The following is an 18,933-nucleotide window of genomic DNA, read 5'->3' as shown; positions in this document are numbered from 1 at the left end:
GCTCTTTCGCCCCGTTTTCTCTACTCCCCTACAGCATCAACGCATTACCCAACCTTGCCGCAATCGTATCGACACTGGCCTGCTGGCAGGACTGATTTTGTGCATCATGCAGCAACAGCGTTTCCCCATCCCCTTCCAGCTCCAGAATAAAGCGGGCACCCTGTCGCCAGCTGTTTTTATAGCGAGTGGCTAACCGCTGCGATGAACAGTCATTCATGATGCTCAGTAACGGAAACTGCTGGCGGAGTTGACGCCCCAGCAACAATGCCTGCCCGGCCCCACGCGGCTGACAGGGAATGATCACCACATCCACCTGTCCGGCACTTTTGCGTCGGGAAGCATTGTGGCTCAGCAAAGCCATGAGCGGTTCCAGCATAAACGCGAATCCGCAGGCAGAGACCGCGCGCCCGACCACCCGACTGGCACAGGCATCATAGCGTCCACCCCGGCACAGCACCCGGTTTTCCCCCTGTTCGAGACTGCGCCACTCAAACACCAGCTGGCAGTAGTCGTTATGGGGAAACAGCGCCGGATCGTACTGCCAGGCGATCCCGGCTTCGCTCAGCGTGTGTTGCATGCGGCTGAAGCGCTGACAGGCATCAATCGAAAGAAACTCTTCCAACCGGGGTGCCCTGGTAGCCAGACGCTGCAGCAGGATATCGTCATGGTGGATCAGCCGCTCGGGCCTGGTTTCCAGCCATTCCCACTGTTCCCGGGCAAGAAAATGGGCAACTGGCTGATAATATTCGCGTAACGCCTGACGAAAACAGTTCAGCGTTTCTACGCTGCCCAGAGTATTGATATACAGTTCCACCCGATCCGCCAGGCCAAGACGGCGTAAAAACTGCGCCTGCATGGTCAGATGCTCCAGCTCGATATCAATGCCGGGCATGCCAAAGGCTTCCACGCCAATCTGGTGATTTTGCTGAAGACGTTCACTGTGGCGCGACTGGCAGAACATCGCCCCCGAATACCAGAGACGCCCCATCGCCGCTTCATGCCAGTGGGTGGCAATCAGACGCAAACAGCCGGTGGTGCCATCTCCCCGCAGTTCTCCGTCGCCATGAATAACCGGTCCACCCGGCGAAAACAGCGGTTCGCGCTCCAGTAAAGAGAGACGGATTTGCTGATAGCCACGCTGCTGAAAAAATTCACCGGCCTGTTTTTCCAGCCACAGCCATTGCTCTGACGGGCTGGACGCATACTTGCGTGGCCGGCCGCCATGGCGTGGACGCAGCGTACGCTCCAGCTGGCTTTCCAGCTGCTCACTGACTCTGGGGGAAGCCAGCAGGCAGTTCTGATCCAGCGCGCTGCGGATGCGGGCAACCAGCGCAGCGTTAACCGGCGTCTGGCAAAATGCCTGATATTTCGACTGCCGTTGCGCCAGGTTCTCTCCCAGCTGCAGCCAGGCCGCGTGTGGGGCAACCTGCCCAACGGGCAGCTCGCCTTCACTGTGATACCCCCTGACGCCGTCTTCCCCCTGCTCGATGAATCTTTTCACTGCCAGAAAGTAGACGCCAGGCTCGACAGGGCTGCTGAGATAGCGGTTGTCCCACAGAGCGCCACTGCGGTGATAACGACGGTTGTAAAAGGGAACATAGCTGCGCCCGATATGCTGGATGAAACGCCCCAGCGAGAGTTTGTCCACGGCACTGAGAAAAAACAAAATTCGCGCTGGTGCCAGCGACCAGCTGTGGAGCGCAATCTCATAGCGCAACGCAGCCAGCGTCAGGCAGTGGCTGAAGCTTAAATAATCGGCCTCATCCCGAAACAAGAGTTCGCCGTTATGGCCTCTGAGCTGCACCAGATGAGGCATTCCCTGAATAAATAGCCGGCTTTTTCTTGTCACTGCCCGTCTCTCCTGAAGGCGCTGTTCTTCCCTGAAAAATTAATGCAGATGCTGCTGCAGCCAACCGATCAGATCCTTCTCATTGAGGGTCATCTGTTGTGAGCTGGCGAGATCCCACAAGCGAATTTCACCACCGCTATTGAGCGTGACGATAGCCTGACACTGGCTCTGCAGAGCCGTCTGGTGCTGCCGCTTCAGCTTCGCCCCGCTGCAGTCCACCAGCACGCTAAGCCCGTCAATCTGCTGGCGTAACCGCTCGGCCAGCAGCTGTGCCTTCAGCCCGTCATCCTGCCGCTCGTTGGCGATCACCACATCGGGATGAAAGTGCCACAGCGGGTTATCCTGCTGGCTGACGGTCTGGATCAGCAGCAGCAGCCGTTCGATACCAATGGCAAACCCGCAGGCCGCCAGAGGCCGGGGACTGAACAGCTGTGCCAGCCCGTCATAACGGCCGCCGCCGCAGACGGTTCCCTGTGAACCCAATTCATCCGTAATCCACTCGAAAACGGTACGGGTGTAATAGTCCAGGCCGCGCACCAGCCGTGGATTAACGATGTAGGGAATAGAGGCCTTTTCAAGCAGTTCGCAGACCGCAGAAAAGTGCTGTCGGGACTCTTCCTGCAGAAAGTCCAGCAGGCGGGGAGCCTGATTCAGCATCACCTGCATATCGGGGTTTTTGCTGTCGAGGATGCGCAGCGGGTTGGTTTCCAGCCGGTTGAGGCTGTCTTCGTCCAGTTGGTCCCGATGAGCGCTGAACCAGGCCACCAGCGCCTCGCGGTGCGCACGTCGCTCTTCCGGGATCCCCAGCGAGTTGATCTCCAGCCGCAGATGGCTGGTCAGCCCCAGCTCCTGAAACAGATCTCGCAGCATAAAGATAATTTCAGCATCCACGTCCGGTCCGGCCATGCCGAAAGCCTCAACGCCGAACTGGGTAAACTGGCGCAGACGCCCCTTCTGCGGGCGCTCATAGCGAAACATCGGCCCCTGGTACCAGAGACGCTGGGTTTTGTTGTAGCAGAGATTATTTTCCAGCACCGCGCGCATACAGCCGCTGGTTCCCTCCGGACGCAAGGTGATGTGTTCACCGCTTTTGTCCATAAAGTTATACATCTCTTTCGAGACAATATCGGTCGCCTGGCCGACCGCACGTTCAAACAGGGCCACCGGCTCCAGCAGAGGCAGCCGCATCTCCTGGTAACCGTAGCGGTAAGTCAGATGGCGAAATTTACCCTCTAACCACTGCCATATTGGCGTTTCCTGCGGCAGTACATCACGCATGCCGCGTATCGCCCGCAAACTGTTGTTCATTTTCAATCGCTCCTGATGGGGAAAATGCCTTATAGTGGCCGGGTCTGGCAGATCCCGGTTGGCGCTGAAATCTGCCAGATTATTCAGGGAGCAGCGGTGATTTACCGCTGCTCACTTCCAGGCCGCACGCTGGTTGAGCTCCCTGACAGCTTCATCTGTCAGGCCGCACGCTGATTCAGATCGCTGATCACATCATCAATCAGGGCATCAATTTGCGAACTGTCCAGGTGATGGGCGGTGGTGATCAGATGTGCCACGTCGCCTGAAGTCGCCAGGCAATGCTTTTTCCATACCCACTCAGCAGGTTTCGGGAACACCACGGTGATCGAGTTCTTGTGGCACAGCACATCAATGCCTGCCGCTTTGAAACGATCGACCGCGTAGCGAGCCATATTCAGGCTGTGCTGGATGCGGCGACGCCACTCGGCGTTGGTGTGGCTACGCATGGCGGCCCACATCATCAGCGGGGTGTGACCATTGCGGGAGCCGGTAATGGTTTTGTCATGAGCGGAGATGTAGTCGATCTCTACACTGATGCGATCGACATTGCTCTTCTTCGCCACCACGATGCCGCAGGGGATCGGAGAGCCGATCATTTTATGGCCGGAGACACCGATAGAGTCGATACCATCAGCAAAGGTGAAGGGCTGAGGTTCATCGACGAACGGCAGGATCATGCCGCTCAGTGCCGCATCGGCATGCAGGTAGTAGTCCTTACGGGCAATCCCCAACCCGGCAATGCGCCGTTGAATTTCGGCAATATCGTCAATGGCTCCGCGAACCGTGGTGCCAATGTTGGCGAAGATGATCGGGTGACGCTCACCGGAAGCACTGATTTTTCTCTCCAGGTCGTCGTAATCCATCTCACCACAGAACTGCGATTCCACCAGTTGAGACTTAATGCGCAACAGCTTGACGATTTTCGCCACGGAGTAGTGGGTGTCTTTTGAGTAGTAAAGCGTGCCTTCCGGGAACAGCTCACGCCCCAGATAACAGCCGAACATATTACTTTCCGTGCCGCCATTGGTGACATAGCCCCAGCTGTCTTCAAACGGAATATTGAATAATCCGGCGAAGTATTCCATCACCTCTTTTTCAAATTCAAATGAGTTCAGCAAATAGTTACAATATTCCGCCCAGTCACCACAGTTATTAATGGAGAAGCGCAGAAAACGTTCCAGCATGGTGTAATCGAAATCGGCCGATTCCGGATAACCAATATTAAAATACTGATGTTTTACGCAATATGACCAGAAAGCGTCCAGTTTATTTTGGTCAGCAATAGATAATGGCATAATTACATTCCTGTTAATGCTTTTCAGATAAAATTTACTTTTCGAGATAAAGTATGTCTTGCCCTTTTTTGTTTCTTCCGGCAGCAACGAAGGAAAACAGTGGAATTGTCACCATCATCATCACGGTGCCCCAGAATATTGAATCAGTACCTGAACCCAGCAGCGCGAAGATGCAATAAATCACGCCAATGACGGTGAGCACGCAATAAAACATAAAGCTTTTTCCGCGATTTATTTTTTTCGATACCATAATGATTGGCAGCGCAATAATGGCGTACATATAGGGCAGCAGGGAGGCGAAGACCGACATCAGAATCACCACCTGGAACTGCTTAGCGAGATTCGGAGAGGCAGTCAGCAACAGCACCAGACTCATCAACACACCGGAGATAATCAGGCCCTTCATCGGCACATCGTGTTTATTGGTGTCGGCGAAAATTTTCGGGAAGAGCCCCTGCTGAGCACCAGCGCGTGGGCCTTCAGACTGCAGGATGAGCCAGCCGGAAATCGATCCGAAGCAGGCAATGATGCTCATCGCTGAAGCGATATTCCCGGCCATATCACCAAACATATAGCGGGCAGCATCGGCAAACGGCGCAGCGGAGTTGATCAGTTCCTCATGCGGCACCAGGCCGGAAATAACGGTACAGCTGCCGACATAGCACACTGAAGCGATAAGCAGCCCGTACACGGTGGCCCGCGGGACGGTGCGCTCAGGGTTTTCAACCTGACCGCTGGACACCACCGCCGATTCAACGCCGAGGAATCCCCACAAAGCGATAGAGGCTGCGGAAATGATCGCTGAGCTGTCGCTGTGGCCCGTACCGTTATAAACCTCGAAGAACATCTTCGGCTCAAACCAGAACCAGCCAACAATCCCCACGCCAAGCACTACGATCAGCATACAGCTGGCGGTGAATGACTGCGCACGCCCTGCGGTTTTTGCGCCCAGACTGCCCAGTGCGATAAAAGCCCAGAGAATGACAATGGCGCTGATGCAGCCATACACCGGATTATGCAGAATCGGGATGAAATAGCTGAGATACCCAACCCCGGCAACCAACAGCGCCACGTTGCCTATCCAGGCGCTGATCCAGTAGCAAACCGTGGTCTGAAAACCGATAAAGGGGCCGAATGCATCGCTGGCGTAAGCCACAATGCCCCCGGCTCTGGGGGTGATAAGGCTGGTTTTAGAAAAGACCAGCGCCAGAGCGATAACGCCGATAATAGTGAATAACCATCCCCATAAAGAGATGTAACCAATCCCGGCGAGATTGGTTGGCAACATAAATATTCCGGAGCCCATCATATTAGAAGCGGTAACCAATGTGAGAGCAGTCAGCCCCATTTTTTGCGCGGTACCCGCGCTTACTTTGCCCATATATTTAATTCCCTGTAGAGTTTTAAAAACTTTTAGTGGGTGGTCGATGTATTTATCTTTTCAAATAACCAGCAGTGAATAATGATCAATGTCATGCTTTGCGCCAGGCACCGCATTTTTGATCCGCCTTAAAGTTCATTTTTTATACAAACACTCCGGAATTGACTCCGTCCCCTTTTTTATTTACCTGCAAAAGAACCATCCCAAAGAAACCTAAGGGAAGACAGTGGACGTTGTTTTTCGGAGAAAGAGAAAGAGGACGGACGGATTATTATCCGCCCGTGGACAGTCAGGAATATGAATTATGCAGGATCGTTACGAGGGATTACGTTAATAAATCTGCTCTGTTTACAACAGCGGCTTGCTGGCAATCTGCTCGCTGAGGAAGTCCAGGAAACAGCGGATGCGCACCGACAGTGTGCTGTTGCGGTAATAGACCGCATTAATCGGGTGACTGATGTTCTCCGTTTCCTTTTCCAGTACCGGCACCAGCCGCCCTCTGGCACGATCGGAGCGGCTGAGAAAATCTGAAATCCGCACAATCCCCTGGCCATGCACCGCCAGCTGACGCAGCGTTTCACCGCTGGAGGCCGCTACGGTAGGTTTAATCTGCAACAATTCGCCATTGCTCTGCCGCACCGGCCACAGATTGAGGTGTTCCAGCTGGCTGAAGCCCAGCAGGCGATGATTAGCCAGATCGGCCACGCTGGCGGGCGTACCGTGTCGCGCAAGGTATTCCGGGCTGGCCATCAACTGCAGTTTGCTACTGCCCAGCGCACGGGCATGGATAGTCGAATCCCGCAGCTCGCCAATACGAATGGCGATATCCGTTTGCTGCTCCAGCAGATCGATAACCACGTCATCGGTGTTCAGTTCAAGCTGGATCAGAGGATAGCGGGTGGTGAATTCATCCAGCACCGGAATGATCACATGCAGCATAAAGGGCGTGGCGGCATTGACCCGCAGCCGCCCGGAAGGGGTCACCTGGCGCAGAGCAATCTGCTCTTCCGCCCGCTCAACCGACTGCAGAATTTCCCGCGCATGGTCGAGAAAGAGCAGCCCCTCTTCGGTCAGCGCGATTCGCCGGGTGGTGCGATGTAGCAACGTAGTCTGGAGCTTGCTTTCCAGGCGGCTCAGCGCGCGGCTGATGCCGGAAGTGGTCTGGCTGAGCTGCTCGGCGGCGGCGGTGATGGAGCCGGTATCCACCACCACCACCCAGGCGCGCAGTTCTTCGAGGGTGATCTTCACGGGAGCGCTTTCCTGAAGAGAAAAAAGGGGCAACCAGCTGGTCGCCCCGGGAAAGCACAGTGTAGATTTTTTTACCGGCTGAAAACAGCTAAGAAAAGTTATTTCTGCCCGTACTCGCTATATTTACGCTGGGTGGCGATATGATCAGCAATATATTTCGCATCATGCCAGACGCCCCAGATAAATGTTGAACCACGACGAGAAAGCCACGGTAACCCCAGGAAATAAACGCCCGCTTCGCTGGAAACGCCGCGCTGATGTTTTGGCTTTTTATTTTCGTCGAAGGCATCCACATTCAGCCAGCTGTAATCGGCAATATAACCCGTTGCCCAGATAATAGTGGTGATACCTGCTTCTTTGATATTCAGCTCCGTAATGGGATTCACCATGCACCCCGGATCGGCCATAAACTGGCGGGCTTCGGGTTCCGGCGGCAAATCCAGTCCGTTGCGGGCAATATACGCATCGGCGGCATCCAGCAACGACAGATAGTTGGCATCCCCTTTGGCGATGTTGTCGACCAGGTCGGGCTGGAAGGTGATCTTCCCGTCGGCAAAGGATTTAGTCAGTCCAACCAGATTAACGCCCTGATGCGCCAGCTTGCGGAAGTCCACGGTATGGCCACCACGCGCGCCGCTGACGGCAATAGTCACGTGCTCTTTTCCCGGTACGCTGGCCGAAGCATCCCACAGGCCCAGCACGCCCAGCCACCAGCAGAAGTCACGCTGGCGATAGGCGCGCGGTGGGCGATCGTGCGGCCCGACGGAGAGATATACTTTTTTGCCTGCACGCTGCAGTTCATCGGCAATCTGCACACCAGATGAGCCAGCGCCGACAATCAGCACTGCGCCTTCCGGCAGCTGCTGCGGGTTGTAATACTGGGCAGAATGCAGCTGGGTTAATGCCTGATCTTTTGGTGCAATGGCCGGGATCACCGGGCGCTGGAACGGGCCGGTAGCCGCCACGATATGACGGGCTTCAATCACGCCTTCAGAAGTTTCGACGGTGAACCCCGGACGTCCCTCATTGCGCACCACGCTTTTCACTTCCACACCGGTACGGATTGGCGCATCGAACTGTTTTGCGTAGGCCACGAAATAATCCGCGACCTGCTCTTTTGGCACAAAGCCATCAGCATCAATCCCGGGAAATTCCATATTCGGGAAGCGATCGTGCCAGGCCGGGCCATTGGCCACCAGTGAATCCCAGCGTCCGGTACGCCAGGCTTCAGCAATACGGTTTTTCTCCAGCACCAGATGACTGATGCCCAACGTGGTCAGGTGTTCGCTCATCGCCACACCTGCCTGCCCCGCGCCGACTACCAGCGTGTCAATTTCGGTTTTTTCAACGGTCATCACTGCATCCTTAAATAAGGTCTGGACTCATCACTTCAGCATGCGCCAAGGTTATTGAACTGCGGCAGTCGGGTAAATTAGTAAAAAACGAGCCCCTGAAGATAAAATAAAGAGGCACCGGACAACGCCACAATTCCGCTGTAAAACAGCGATCACCCTGTTTATTTAATCAATGGGCTTTCCTCCCGCGTGAAATAAACCACGCGGGCAGGAAAGCTGACGCAGAATCAAAACATCAGGCAGAAAGCAGCAGGCTTTGCTGTGCATCCCAGCCAAGTGAAACGCGGTCGCCGATTTTCTCTCCGGACAGGCCGTTGCTGCGCACCACAAATCGCGCACCGTCCGCCAGCGCCACCACCAGCCGCGTTTCCGAACCGGCATAAATGCTCTCGCAGATCTCCCCTTCCAGCGGGGCTGCACCCGACTTCAGGATACGGATGTGCTCCGGACGGATCACCAGTGAAGCCTGTCCTTGTGCCGCGCGGGTATCCGGCAGGGCAAAGGCACCCTGCTTCGTCACCAGCTGACCGGCACGAACTTCGCCGCTGAGGATATTGGAGAGGCCAATAAACCCGGCCACGAAGGTTGAGTTAGGACGCTGATAGATCGCCTGCGGCGTATCGATCTGCACGATCCGTCCTTCGTTCATCAGGCAGATACGATCCGACAGCGCCAGCGCCTCCTCCTGATCGTGGGTAACGAAAATAATCGTTGCGCCCGATTCACGGTGAATACGGCGGATCTCCATCTGCATTGTCTCGCGCAGCTGACGATCCAGCGCACCCAGCGGTTCATCCATCAGGATGATCCCTGGCTGATACACCAGACAACGAGCCAGCGCGACACGCTGCTGCTGGCCGCCGGACAATGCCCGAGGGAAACGCTGCGCGGCATGGCCCAGCTCCACCATCTCCAGTGCTTCTTTCACCTTGCGGGCAACGAAAGCCACCGGTAACTGGCGCATACGCAGCGGGAAAGCCACGTTCTCTTCAATGGTCAGATGCGGGAACAGGGCGTAGTTCTGGAACACCACGCCAATATCGCGCTTGTGAACCGGCGTCCAGGTTTCGTCTTTGCCGTCAATCAGCAGCCGACCGGAAGTCGGCTCCGTCAGGCCGCTGATAATCTGTAGCAGCGTGGTTTTGCCCGATCCGGAAGAGCCGAGCAGGGTCAACAGCTCGCCCTGCTGTACCGTCAAATCAAGATCCTGCAGGACTTTGGTTTGCCCGTAGTACTTGGCGATCTGCTCCACCTTTAACTTTACGGATGACATGATTTTTTCTCCTACAGCGCTTCCGCTTTGCGGCGCGAGCGTTCAGCAATGATGAACAACACTGTCACGACGGACAGGATAATGACCGAAGCGGCGGCCAGCGTCGGCGTCACGGATAACAGCACGTCATCCCACATCTGTTTCGGCAGAGTCTGCTTCACGCCGCCGCCAACAAACAGCGCTACGGTCAGCTCCTCAAAGGAGTTGAGGAAGCCAAAGATAAAGGCGGCCACCAGGCTGCTTTTGATCAGCGGCAGAGTCACTTCCCGCAGGGTGCGCCAGCGGCTGGCACCCAGCGTATTCGCCGCCTGATCCAGTCGCCAGTCGTAGCCTTTAAAGGTGGTCAGGATGATCACAAACACCACCGGGATCGCCATTACCGTATGGCCGAGGATGATGCCCAGATCCGATCCCACCAGCCCGAGAGTGGCAAACAGGTAGAACAGGGAAACGGCAGTCACAATGTTCGGAATGATCATCGGCAGCAGAAAAGTCATCACCACCAAGCTGCCGGACTTGCCCTGATGCTTCGCCAGGCCAAACGCCGCAGCCCCGGCAATCAGCACCGAAAGGATGCCGGTAACCAGCGCGATACCGAATGAGCGTATCGTTGCGCCGGTCCAGATCGGCGACCCCAGGTAGGTTTCCATCCAGCGCAGCGAGAAGCCTGGCGGCGGAAACTGCAGGAAGCTGGAGCTGCTGAACGCCATGGGCAGGAACGACACCACCGGCAGCACCAGCACCAGGATCACCAGCACGCTGAACAGCGGCAGCAGCCAGCCGAAGCCGGGACGTCCAGGTATCAGCGCCAGCGCGTGAGCCAGCCAGTCGCAAAGCTTTGCGGCACCTGCAGCGATCGTCTGCCCAAGACGGCGAATATATTTGCCGCTGGCATGACTTTCGCCTCCCGAAATCGCCGACATGCCAAACAGCTTGTCGTAGCAGAAGCAGACCACCAGCGTGGTCACCAGCAGCAACATCGCCACCGCGCCCGCCAGCCGCCAGTTCAGCAGTTGCTGAACCTGAGTGATCAGCAGCTGGCCGATCACCGAATCCTGCGGGCTGCCGAGCAGCGCAGGGGTAATAAAGAAGCCCAGCGAACCGATAAAGATCAGCAGACAGGCAGCCACCACGCCCGGCATCGACAGCGGGAAGAAGATGCGCCAGAAGCTCTGCGCCTTTGACGCGCCCAGCGTATGACCTGCACGCATCAGGCCACTGTCGATACCGGTCATGGTCGGCAGCATGGTGATAATCGCCAGCGGCAGCATGCTGTGCGCCATGGCAAAGACCACTGCACCGCGCGTGTAGAGGACGTTCAGCGGCTGATCGGCCCCCATCGACATCAGGATTTCAGACAGAATGCCGCGCCGCGATAGCAGCACCAGCCAGGCGAAGTTCTTCAGTAAGGCACTGGTCCAGAACGGCAGTAAAATCAGCCACATCAGCCGTCGTCGCGCGTTTTCACTGCGCTGCGAAAGCCAGTACGCCACCGGATAGCCCACTAACAGGCAGCCAATAGTGGTCTGCAGGGCGATAACAAAGGTGTTGATCATCACCTTCACATAGATGCCTGCACCAAACATCTGGCTCCAGACATCCAGCGAAAAACCTCCGTCGCTGGTCTGGAAGCTCAGCAGCATCAGCTTCAGGGTGGGCCAGGCGAGAAAAAGGGCCAGAAATAACAGGCCCGGCATCGTCAGCCACAGGGGATGCCAGCGCCGTTTTACTGTCGGCATACGTTTCTTCTCATCAGATGTTGCCAGATCGGTCAAGGAACTCTCCTCCCAAAGAACAGGTGGCGCTCAGCGCGCCACCGTCCGGATTAACTCATTACCCACTTCTCAAAGCGTTCGGTCAGCGCGACCTGGTTGTCACCCCAGTAGTCGGCACCCAGCTGTGCCAGGCCGCCGATATGGTCTGGGGCGGTTGGCAGCAGAGCAGCTTTCTTCTTGTCGATAAAGTCATAGGCTTTGATGTTGGTCGGGCCGCAGGCCAGATCGCTGGTGTACAGCGACTGGCGTTTGGCATCCATACAGAACTGGATGAACTTGCGGGCCGCTTCCAGCTTCGGACTGCCGTGCGGAATGGTAAAGCCATCGATGTTGTACAGCCCCTGCCCCCAGGCGATGTTGGCTGGCGTACCGGCATCAATGGCGGTCTGGGCGCGAGTGCTCCAGATGCTCATCATGTCCAGCTCGCCGCTCTGCAGCATCTGGGTGGCCTGCGCACCACTGGTCCACCACACGTCAATGCTCTTGCGGATTTTGTCGAGGCTGCGGAACGCGCGGTCAACATCCAGCGGGTAGAGTTTTTTCGGATCGACGCCATCGGCCATCAATGCCAGTTCCAGCGTACAGACCGGGCTGCGCCACAGGCCGCGACGGCCTTTGAATTTGGCGGTATCCCAGAAATCAGTCCAGTTAGCAGGGGCCGCTTTACCGTCGAAGGTGTCGGTGCGATAGCCCAGCGCCAGCGCGTAAATACTCACACCGCCGAACTGTGGCGTGATCGCGCCTTTGACATAGTTTTCCGGGTCCGGCACCTGAAGGTGCAGATCTTCCAGATACGGCTTCGGCATTTTGTTCAGGCGAACCAGATGCTCAGGGTTAAGCAGCGCCACGTCGAACAGGTAGTTTTTGGTGTCCACCATCATCTGGAACTGCGGCACCGGATCCGGCCCCAGCACCGTGTTGATGATTTTAATCCCGGTCGCTTCTTCAAACGGCTTGTAAAACGCTTTGCCAAACCCCGTGCCATATGGGCCGCCAACGTCGGCGACGGTCAGGGTGGTGACTTCTGCCGCCCGCGCCGGGCGACTGATGATCATCGGGGCAACGGCGGCGGTGACTGCCGCCCCCATACCAAGCTTAAGTGCATCACGACGAGTGTACTGTTTGTTCTCTTTCATCCTGATTCCCCTGTTGCATAGCAAAATGGTGTTATGTGTCGGCCTGAATGCCCTGTTTTTACTCTTGTTCCTGCTCTTTAATGGCTCGATTGACCTCGTCGATCAGCTGGTCGACAGCCTCTGCCGCAAAGCGCTGGCGGAAGCGACGGTCGAAGGTGGTGAAGATGCTGAAGAACGAGTTTTTGCAGTGTTCCAGCATCCGGTCAGCGTCGGCTTCATTGACCGACAGCTGAACCTGCAGGAAGCGGTTAAAGTGTCCACGGGCCAGTGGGTTATCCAGCACGAAGATCGGCTGGGTATCGCGGGAGATCAGCCGGTGCTCAGCAACCTTGCTCAGGCAGTTCAGGCTGGTCTGCAACGGCAGATCGCGGGAGTTCGGCCCGACGCAGATCGAGAGTTCACCCGCTTCCAGAACCCACTGCTGGCGACCGGTGTGGTAATAACGCAGGTCGGCAGCCGGAACGGTCAGCGTCACGCGCTGCTGTTCACCGGGTTGCAGTTCCACCTTGCAGAAAGCACGCAGCTCATACTCAGCGCGGGAACGTGTTGAGTGCGGATAGTGGCTGTACAACTGGGCGATCTCTTTACCGGCGCGGCTGCCGGTGTTGGTCAGGGTGAAGCTGACTGTGACTTCTTCGCCATCACGCAGGCTATCGCGGTCCAGCTCAATGTCGCTGTAGGCAAACTGGCCGTAGCTCAGGCCATAGCCGAACGGGAACAGCGGCTCGACCTTGCGGGTGTCGTACCAGCGGTAGCCGACGAAGATCCCTTCGCTGTAGTAATGACGGCCATTTTCGCCCGGATAGCTGTGCCAGCCCGGAATGTCTTCGATGCGCTGCGGGAAGGTGACGGTCAGCTTGCCGCACGGGTTAACCACACCGAACAGCACGTCCGCCACGCCGCCGCCCATCGCCTGACCGGCGTAGAAGGTTTCCACCACTGCGCTGACCTGATCCAGCCACGGCATCACTACCGCGTCCGGGTTTGCCAGCACCACAATCACTTTGTCGTTGACGGCGGCCAGGGCACGGATCAGTTCATCATGGCCCTGCTGCAGGCCCAGAGTACGGCGGTCGGAGCCTTCGCCGTCGTAGCCATCTTCACTGTTGACGAATACCACCACGCGGTCGGCCTGTCGTGCGGCGGCACAGGCTTCGGCAATCAGTGACGGATGGTCAGCAGCCTGGTCGCTGGTGCCCTGGCTCCAGCTTACGGTGATGCTGTCGCCGCACTGTTTCAGGATTTCGTCGTAAGGAATATCCACCTGCGTTGGCGTGGTGGTGGCGCAACCTGACCCCTGGATCACCGGCTTCTTCGCCCCTTCACCAACAATCAGCAGATTAGGGCAACAGGCGGCTTCCAGCGGCAGCGCCTGGTCGCTGTTTTTCAGCAGCACGATGGATTCGGCCACCATGCGACGGGCCAGCGCATGGTGCGCATCGGTTTCCATCGGGGTGCCCGGTTTTTCGGCGGCTTTGGCTTTATGGATCAGGCTGAGGATGCGTTCTGCTGAGCGTTCGGCCTGCTCGCGTGGTACTTCACCGGCTTTCAGCGCTTTCACCAGGCTGGCCTTGCGCGTTTCGCTTTCCGGCATGTCGAGGTCGTTGCCTGCCTTCAGCGACAGCGGCCGATCTTTAATCCCGTGCCAGTCCGCCACCACCACGCCTTCAAAACCCCATTCAGAACGCAGGACATCTTCCAGCAGCCAGCTGTTTTCAGCGGTATGCACGCCGTTCAGCCGGTTGTAGGAGCTCATGACGGTCCACGGCTGCGACTGTTTGATGGCGCGCTCAAAGCCGCGCAGATAAATTTCACGCAGCGCACGCTCGTCAATAATCGAGTCCATGCTGGTGCGTTCCACTTCAGAGTTGTTACAGGCGAAGTGTTTTAAAGACGCGCCGACGCCCTGCTGTTGCAGGCCGTTAATCACCCCTGTTGCGATCTCGCCGCTGATCAGCGGGTCTTCGGAGTAGTATTCATAGCTGCGGCCACCCAGCGGGGTGCGGCGGATGTTGATGCCAGGACCGAGCAGCAGGTTAACGCCCAGATGCTGGCACTCTTTGCCCAGCGCGTCGCCCAACGTTTTCGCCAGGTTCACGTCCCAGCTGCAGGCAAAACTGGAACCATTTGGAAAGCAGGTGGCAGGCCGCATGGTGCCCCAGGCCACTTCCACATCTTTCGCCCGCTGATTAACCACGTTCAGGAACGCTTCAAAGTCCTGACCGCCCTTCTCATCCTGCTCAATCTGCTGGATGGAGTAGCGCACGCCGTAGGTGCCGTCGGTCATGATGATGTGCGGAATGCCCAGGCGCGCGTTGGCCCCGGTTTTCCACATGCCGTGACCGCTGAGAATGTCGCCAAGCTCTTCCGGCGTCATATCTTTGGCCAGAGACAAAAATTCCCCGTGCTGAGTTAAAGCAGTGCTCATGCCTTTATATTCCTGTCAGGTGATAGCGGCGAGCGGGCGCCGCAGAAGTTGCTGGTATCCAATATGGACCTGACAGAAACAGAGGCGAAAGAAGTAAAAAGTTTGCCACTAAGGTTAAAAAAACTATCCAGAGGCTGGGAGAAAATAGCGTAAGAAATCACCGGGACCTGCAGGCCGAAATGGCCCTGCATAACCGCAATTTGCCCTGAAATGGCGCTTATGCTCCGACAGAAGGCAGAGCGTTGCACAGCCACAGAGCATTTTTCACTCAGAACAATAAATTATCAGCTTCATCCCTCTGACTTCGGCTGGCACGGTTATTGCTATTCTTATTCTGCATCGCTTTTTTGTTCTCACAGAAAGCTCTGACATAACCAAATACTAATCAGAGAGATCACCTGCACATGGCTCATTTCACCCTCAGACAGCTTAAATATTTTATTACCGTGGTTGAGCACCGCAGCATTGCCGAGGCTTCGCGCCATCTGCATATCGCTCAGCCGTCAATTTCAACCGCGATTAAAAGTCTGGAGGAGAGTTTTGAGCAGCAGCTTTTTATCCGCCATCACGCACAGGGCGTGTCGCTGACACCCAGCGGACGGCGTTTTTATGAGAAGGCGGCCGAACTGCTGAGAATGTCGCGGCAGTTTGAACAGAATGCACGGGCAGACAATGACATGGTGGCGGGCACGCTTTCCGTTGGCTGCTTCGAAACCGCCGCCCCTCTTTATATGCCAAAGCTGATTGCCGGTTTCAAAAAGCTCTATCCGAATATTGAAGTGCAGATCTATGACGGCGAGCAGCATGAGCTGACCGATGGCCTGCACCGTGGGCGGTTTGATATGGCAATCCTCTACCGCCACGAGCTGGACAGCAGCATTCATGCTGAGCAGTTGAAAGCGCCGCAGAAGCCGTATGCGCTGTTGCCTGCTGACCATCCGCTGGCCCTGCGCAGCAGCGTCAGCCTGGAAGAGCTGAGCCATGAACCGATGATCCTGCTGGACGTGGTGCCCAGCAGGAACTACTTCCTGGATATTTTCAAGCAGAAAGGGCTGTCGCCAAACGTCGCTTTCAGTTCGCCGTCGATTGAGATGGTGCGCTGTATGGTCGGCCAGGGATTTGGCTTCTCGCTGCTGGTGACGCGCCCGTTCCCGGACTTTACCTATGACGGCAAGCGCGTGAAGCGGGTGACCATTCGCGATGAGATGGAGGGATCGTGCCTGGTGATGGCTCATTTGCGCCACGCCGAGCCGACCCGTCCGACGAAGCTGTTTATGGATTACTGCCGGGGGCAGGAGCTGACGCCGGAGCACCTCAGCGAATCTGAGATGCCCCCGCTGTCAGTGGCTTAAGCAGTTTGCAGCTGGCGGCAGAGGCGGAGCAGGAAGTCATCACACTCCGCCAGCTGCTGCAGGCTGACAAATTCATCCGGCTTGTGACCCTGCGCCATGGCGCCGGGACCGCACACCAGCGTCGGAATGCCGTGCTGCTGGAACAGGCCGCCTTCGGTTCCAAAGGCCACGGTGCTTAATGCTTCCGGCGCGGGCAGCAGCGCCAGCACGCTAGCAATCGCCGCCGAGCTCTCTGTCTGCAGGCCGGGATAGTGGCTCAGCGGGCTGAAAGTGATGGCGCAGTCAGGTGAAATACTTTGCATTTGCGGCACCAGCTCACGCTGGCACCACTCGACCAGCTCATCGATCATCGGCTGCGCTTCCACCCCCGGCAGCGTGCGGATTTCAAAATCAAACTGGCAGTGTGCAGGCACGATATTTAACGCCTCGCCACCACGGATCACGCCGGTCTGCAGGGTGGAAAACGGTGGGTCGAATGCCAGGTTCTGCTCCAGCTTCAGCCGTTCCGCCAGCGCCATCAGTTGCTGAATGATCCGCACCGCATACTCAATCGCGTTCACGCCCTGCGGCGTGTAAGCCGAATGGCTGGCATACCCGGTCACCTCACAGCGCAGGGCAATTTTCCCCTTATGCCCGAGGATCGGCCGCATCTCCGTTGGCTCGCCAACAATACAAACCGCAGGCCGCACCGGCAGGGTATCGACATGGGCCAGCAGCCCCGGGACCCCTTTGCACCCTACTTCTTCATCATGGCTGAAGGCAATCCACACCGGCTGGCTCAGCGGCTGCGCCACCAGCTCAGGCACCACTGCCAGCACCGCTGCCAGCCAGCTTTTCATATCGGCGGCGCCGCGACCGTATAACAAGCCATCGGCTTCGCGCAGGACAAACGGATCGCTTTGCCACTGCTGGCCGTCAACCGGCACCACGTCGGTATGACCCGACAGCACAATGCCAGGCAGATCCTGCGGGCCAATCACCGCCAGCAGGTTGGCTTTGTGGCCGCTGTCATCTTTCAGGATCTGGCAACGAACACCGAAGCCTGCCAGATAGTCACGGACATAGTCGATCAGCGCCAGGTTGCTCTCGCGACTGACGGTATTGAAAGCAATGAGGTCCGCCAACAGATCCCGCGTGGTGAGGTTACTCATCGCCGGGCACGCCATAGCTCGGTGCCTCGACCGGATTGACGGCACGGGTCAGATACGCTTCACTCTGCGGCTGCCACATCTGCCAGATCCGCTCCAGTTCGCCAATCGCATCCTGCTCGTGCCAGTCAACACGCAGATCGGTTAGCGGCCAGCTTTCGCTGCTCACCACCTTCAGCCCGGCAGAGTAGATCGGACCGGCTTCGCCGCCAGCCTGTAAACCTGCCTGCAGGGCCGCCATCAGCCGGTCGCCGAGCGACAGCTCAGGATCCGCGCAGAACTGGCCGACCATAGCGTCAATTACGTTGGTACTGGCTAACATATTGCCCGCGGCCACACAGTTCAGCCCCTGACGCGAATGGTGGACACCCAGCGTGTGTGCGCCGGACCAGACCGCGCTTTGACCCTGGTTATCCAGTACCGTCACCTGCCGCCAGTCAGCAAAAGGCTCGGCAGCCATTTCCGCTGCCAGTGCGGCCTGCGCGTTATCCCCCTGAGCCAGCCGGGCGAGAATTTTCGGCCCCAGCGCAGGCAGCGTGACGTTCTGGCTGGATACCGCACCAACGCCGCTCTGCAGCCACGGGCAGCGAGCCGCCACCGCGATGCTGGAAGAGCTGATGGCAATGCCGTACTGGCCGCTGCGGGGGCAAAAACCGGCAATGGAAAAGGTCATATTATGCCTCCGGGATCACGGCGATCACGTCGATTTCCACCAGCCACTGCGGCTGTGCCAGCGCGGAAACCACCAGCCCGGTGGAGATTGGGAACACGCCTTTCAGCCATTTACCCACTTCCAGATAGACCGGCTCGCGATAGCGCGGATCAATAATATAGGTGGTGGTTTTCACGATATGGCTGAGATCGCTACCGGCCTCTTCCAGCAGCTGTTTGATGTTTTTCATCGCCTGCTCAGCCTGCAGTCCCGCATCGCCCAGCCCGATCAGATTACCGTCAAAATCGGTACCGACCTGGCCGCGAACATAAACCGTATTACCGGCCCGGACCGCCTGGCAGAGGTCGTTATTCAGCGCCTGGTTAGGATAGGTATCTTTGGTATTAAACATGCGAATGCGGGTGTGCGTCGGTTGACTCATCTTCGGTTCCTTAAAATCGCAGGGTATACGGAAGCCGCTTTACAGGCCGCTCTCGCTCCGGACATAGCAGACCCATTTTTGGAGCCAGCGAGGCAAAAATAAATAAGGATTTTTATCTGCAAAGGTTAGGCGAAAACTTGTCTGGCGAGAGCCTCGTTTTTTTGATGCCAGAGGATAAAAAAATACACATTTATCTTTCCCTCCCGTCATGAACATACTCAACCATCAATTATTGAGGATCCGGCTATGCATTCCACCGTCAAAGAGTTACCGCTGATCACCCGTGATGCG

At 57.0% G+C, this 18,933-nt stretch carries 15 protein-coding genes; 2 read left to right on the top strand and 13 right to left on the bottom strand.

What is annotated here, in order from left to right; all coding sequences use genetic code 11:
- Positions 1-28: 28 nt before the first annotated feature.
- Together GSQ70_RS21915 and hisS are read right to left on the bottom strand one after the other, a co-directional pair.
- Positions 29-1,849, bottom strand: a complete 1,821-nt coding sequence (locus tag GSQ70_RS21915) for an ATP phosphoribosyltransferase regulatory subunit (protein ID WP_233268411.1) — start codon at positions 1,847-1,849, stop codon at positions 29-31.
- A gap of 39 nt (positions 1,850-1,888) precedes the next feature.
- Positions 1,889-3,157: a histidine--tRNA ligase gene (gene hisS, locus GSQ70_RS21910; RefSeq protein WP_158784483.1), complete on the bottom strand. Its 1,269-nt coding sequence runs from the start codon at positions 3,155-3,157 to the stop codon at positions 1,889-1,891.
- Between the two features lie 24 nt (positions 3,158-3,181).
- Here hisS and GSQ70_RS21905 point away from each other — a divergent pair, with 24 nt between their 5' ends.
- Positions 3,182-3,331: a hypothetical protein gene (locus tag GSQ70_RS21905; protein ID WP_158784482.1), complete on the top strand. Its 150-nt coding sequence runs from the start codon at positions 3,182-3,184 to the stop codon at positions 3,329-3,331.
- Here GSQ70_RS21905 and GSQ70_RS21900 read toward each other — a convergent pair.
- The 8 genes from GSQ70_RS21900 to GSQ70_RS21865 all read right to left on the bottom strand — a co-directional run bounded on the left by GSQ70_RS21900 (position 3,316) and on the right by GSQ70_RS21865 (position 15,048).
- Positions 3,316-4,452, bottom strand: a complete 1,137-nt coding sequence (locus tag GSQ70_RS21900) for a histidine decarboxylase (RefSeq protein WP_158784481.1) — start codon at positions 4,450-4,452, stop codon at positions 3,316-3,318. The two genes, GSQ70_RS21905 and GSQ70_RS21900, sit on opposite strands and share 16 nt — an antisense overlap.
- A 34-nt stretch (positions 4,453-4,486) precedes the next feature.
- Complete coding sequence (hdcC, locus tag GSQ70_RS21895) at positions 4,487-5,833, bottom strand: histidine-histamine antiporter (RefSeq protein ID WP_158784480.1); 1,347 nt, start codon at positions 5,831-5,833, stop codon at positions 4,487-4,489.
- Between the two features lie 348 nt (positions 5,834-6,181).
- The gene (locus GSQ70_RS21890; RefSeq protein ID WP_158784479.1) at positions 6,182-7,081 is read right to left on the bottom strand and encodes a LysR family transcriptional regulator; all 900 of its coding nucleotides are present in this window, start codon (positions 7,079-7,081) and stop codon (positions 6,182-6,184) included.
- A gap of 98 nt (positions 7,082-7,179) precedes the next feature.
- Positions 7,180-8,436: an NAD(P)/FAD-dependent oxidoreductase gene (locus GSQ70_RS21885; RefSeq protein ID WP_158784478.1), complete on the bottom strand. Its 1,257-nt coding sequence runs from the start codon at positions 8,434-8,436 to the stop codon at positions 7,180-7,182.
- A gap of 235 nt (positions 8,437-8,671) precedes the next feature.
- The gene (locus GSQ70_RS21880; protein WP_158784477.1) at positions 8,672-9,709 is read right to left on the bottom strand and encodes an ABC transporter ATP-binding protein; all 1,038 of its coding nucleotides are present in this window, start codon (positions 9,707-9,709) and stop codon (positions 8,672-8,674) included.
- Between the two features lie 11 nt (positions 9,710-9,720).
- Positions 9,721-11,484, bottom strand: coding sequence for an ABC transporter permease subunit (locus GSQ70_RS21875; RefSeq protein WP_233268408.1), 1,764 nt, complete (start codon positions 11,482-11,484; stop codon positions 9,721-9,723).
- A 50-nt stretch (positions 11,485-11,534) separates the two neighbouring features.
- Positions 11,535-12,620 carry an ABC transporter substrate-binding protein gene (locus GSQ70_RS21870; RefSeq protein ID WP_158784476.1) on the bottom strand — a complete coding sequence of 362 codons (1,086 nt, stop codon included), beginning with the start codon at positions 12,618-12,620 and terminating at the stop codon, positions 11,535-11,537.
- 58 nt (positions 12,621-12,678) lie between these two features.
- Positions 12,679-15,048, bottom strand: coding sequence for a glycoside hydrolase family 3 C-terminal domain-containing protein (locus tag GSQ70_RS21865; RefSeq protein WP_158784475.1), 2,370 nt, complete (start codon positions 15,046-15,048; stop codon positions 12,679-12,681).
- Positions 15,049-15,452: 404 nt separating this feature from the next.
- On the opposite strand from GSQ70_RS21865, the gene GSQ70_RS21860 reads away from it, so the two are divergent.
- A complete protein-coding gene (locus GSQ70_RS21860) occupies positions 15,453-16,400 on the top strand; it encodes a LysR family transcriptional regulator (protein WP_158784474.1) in 948 nt (315 codons plus the stop codon).
- Here GSQ70_RS21860 and argE read toward each other — a convergent pair.
- The 3 genes from argE to GSQ70_RS21845 are packed head-to-tail and all read right to left on the bottom strand — an operon-like array spanning position 16,397 to position 18,642.
- A complete protein-coding gene (argE, locus tag GSQ70_RS21855; protein ID WP_158784473.1) occupies positions 16,397-17,551 on the bottom strand; it encodes an acetylornithine deacetylase in 1,155 nt (384 codons plus the stop codon). The two genes, GSQ70_RS21860 and argE, sit on opposite strands and share 4 nt — an antisense overlap.
- On the bottom strand, positions 17,544-18,221 hold the full coding sequence (locus GSQ70_RS21850) for a DUF1028 domain-containing protein (RefSeq protein ID WP_158784472.1): 678 nt from the start codon (positions 18,219-18,221) through the stop codon (positions 17,544-17,546). The genes argE and GSQ70_RS21850 overlap by 8 nt, the downstream gene beginning before the upstream one ends.
- Before the next feature lies 1 nt (position 18,222).
- Positions 18,223-18,642 carry a RidA family protein gene (locus GSQ70_RS21845; RefSeq protein WP_147199871.1) on the bottom strand — a complete coding sequence of 140 codons (420 nt, stop codon included), beginning with the start codon at positions 18,640-18,642 and terminating at the stop codon, positions 18,223-18,225.
- Positions 18,643-18,933: the final 291 nt, after the last annotated feature.

It is taken from the genome of Pantoea sp. BAV 3049 (assembly GCF_009765445.1).
Lineage (GTDB): Bacteria > Pseudomonadota > Gammaproteobacteria > Enterobacterales > Enterobacteriaceae > Erwinia.
This window is presented reverse-complemented; position numbering and strand designations above follow the sequence as displayed.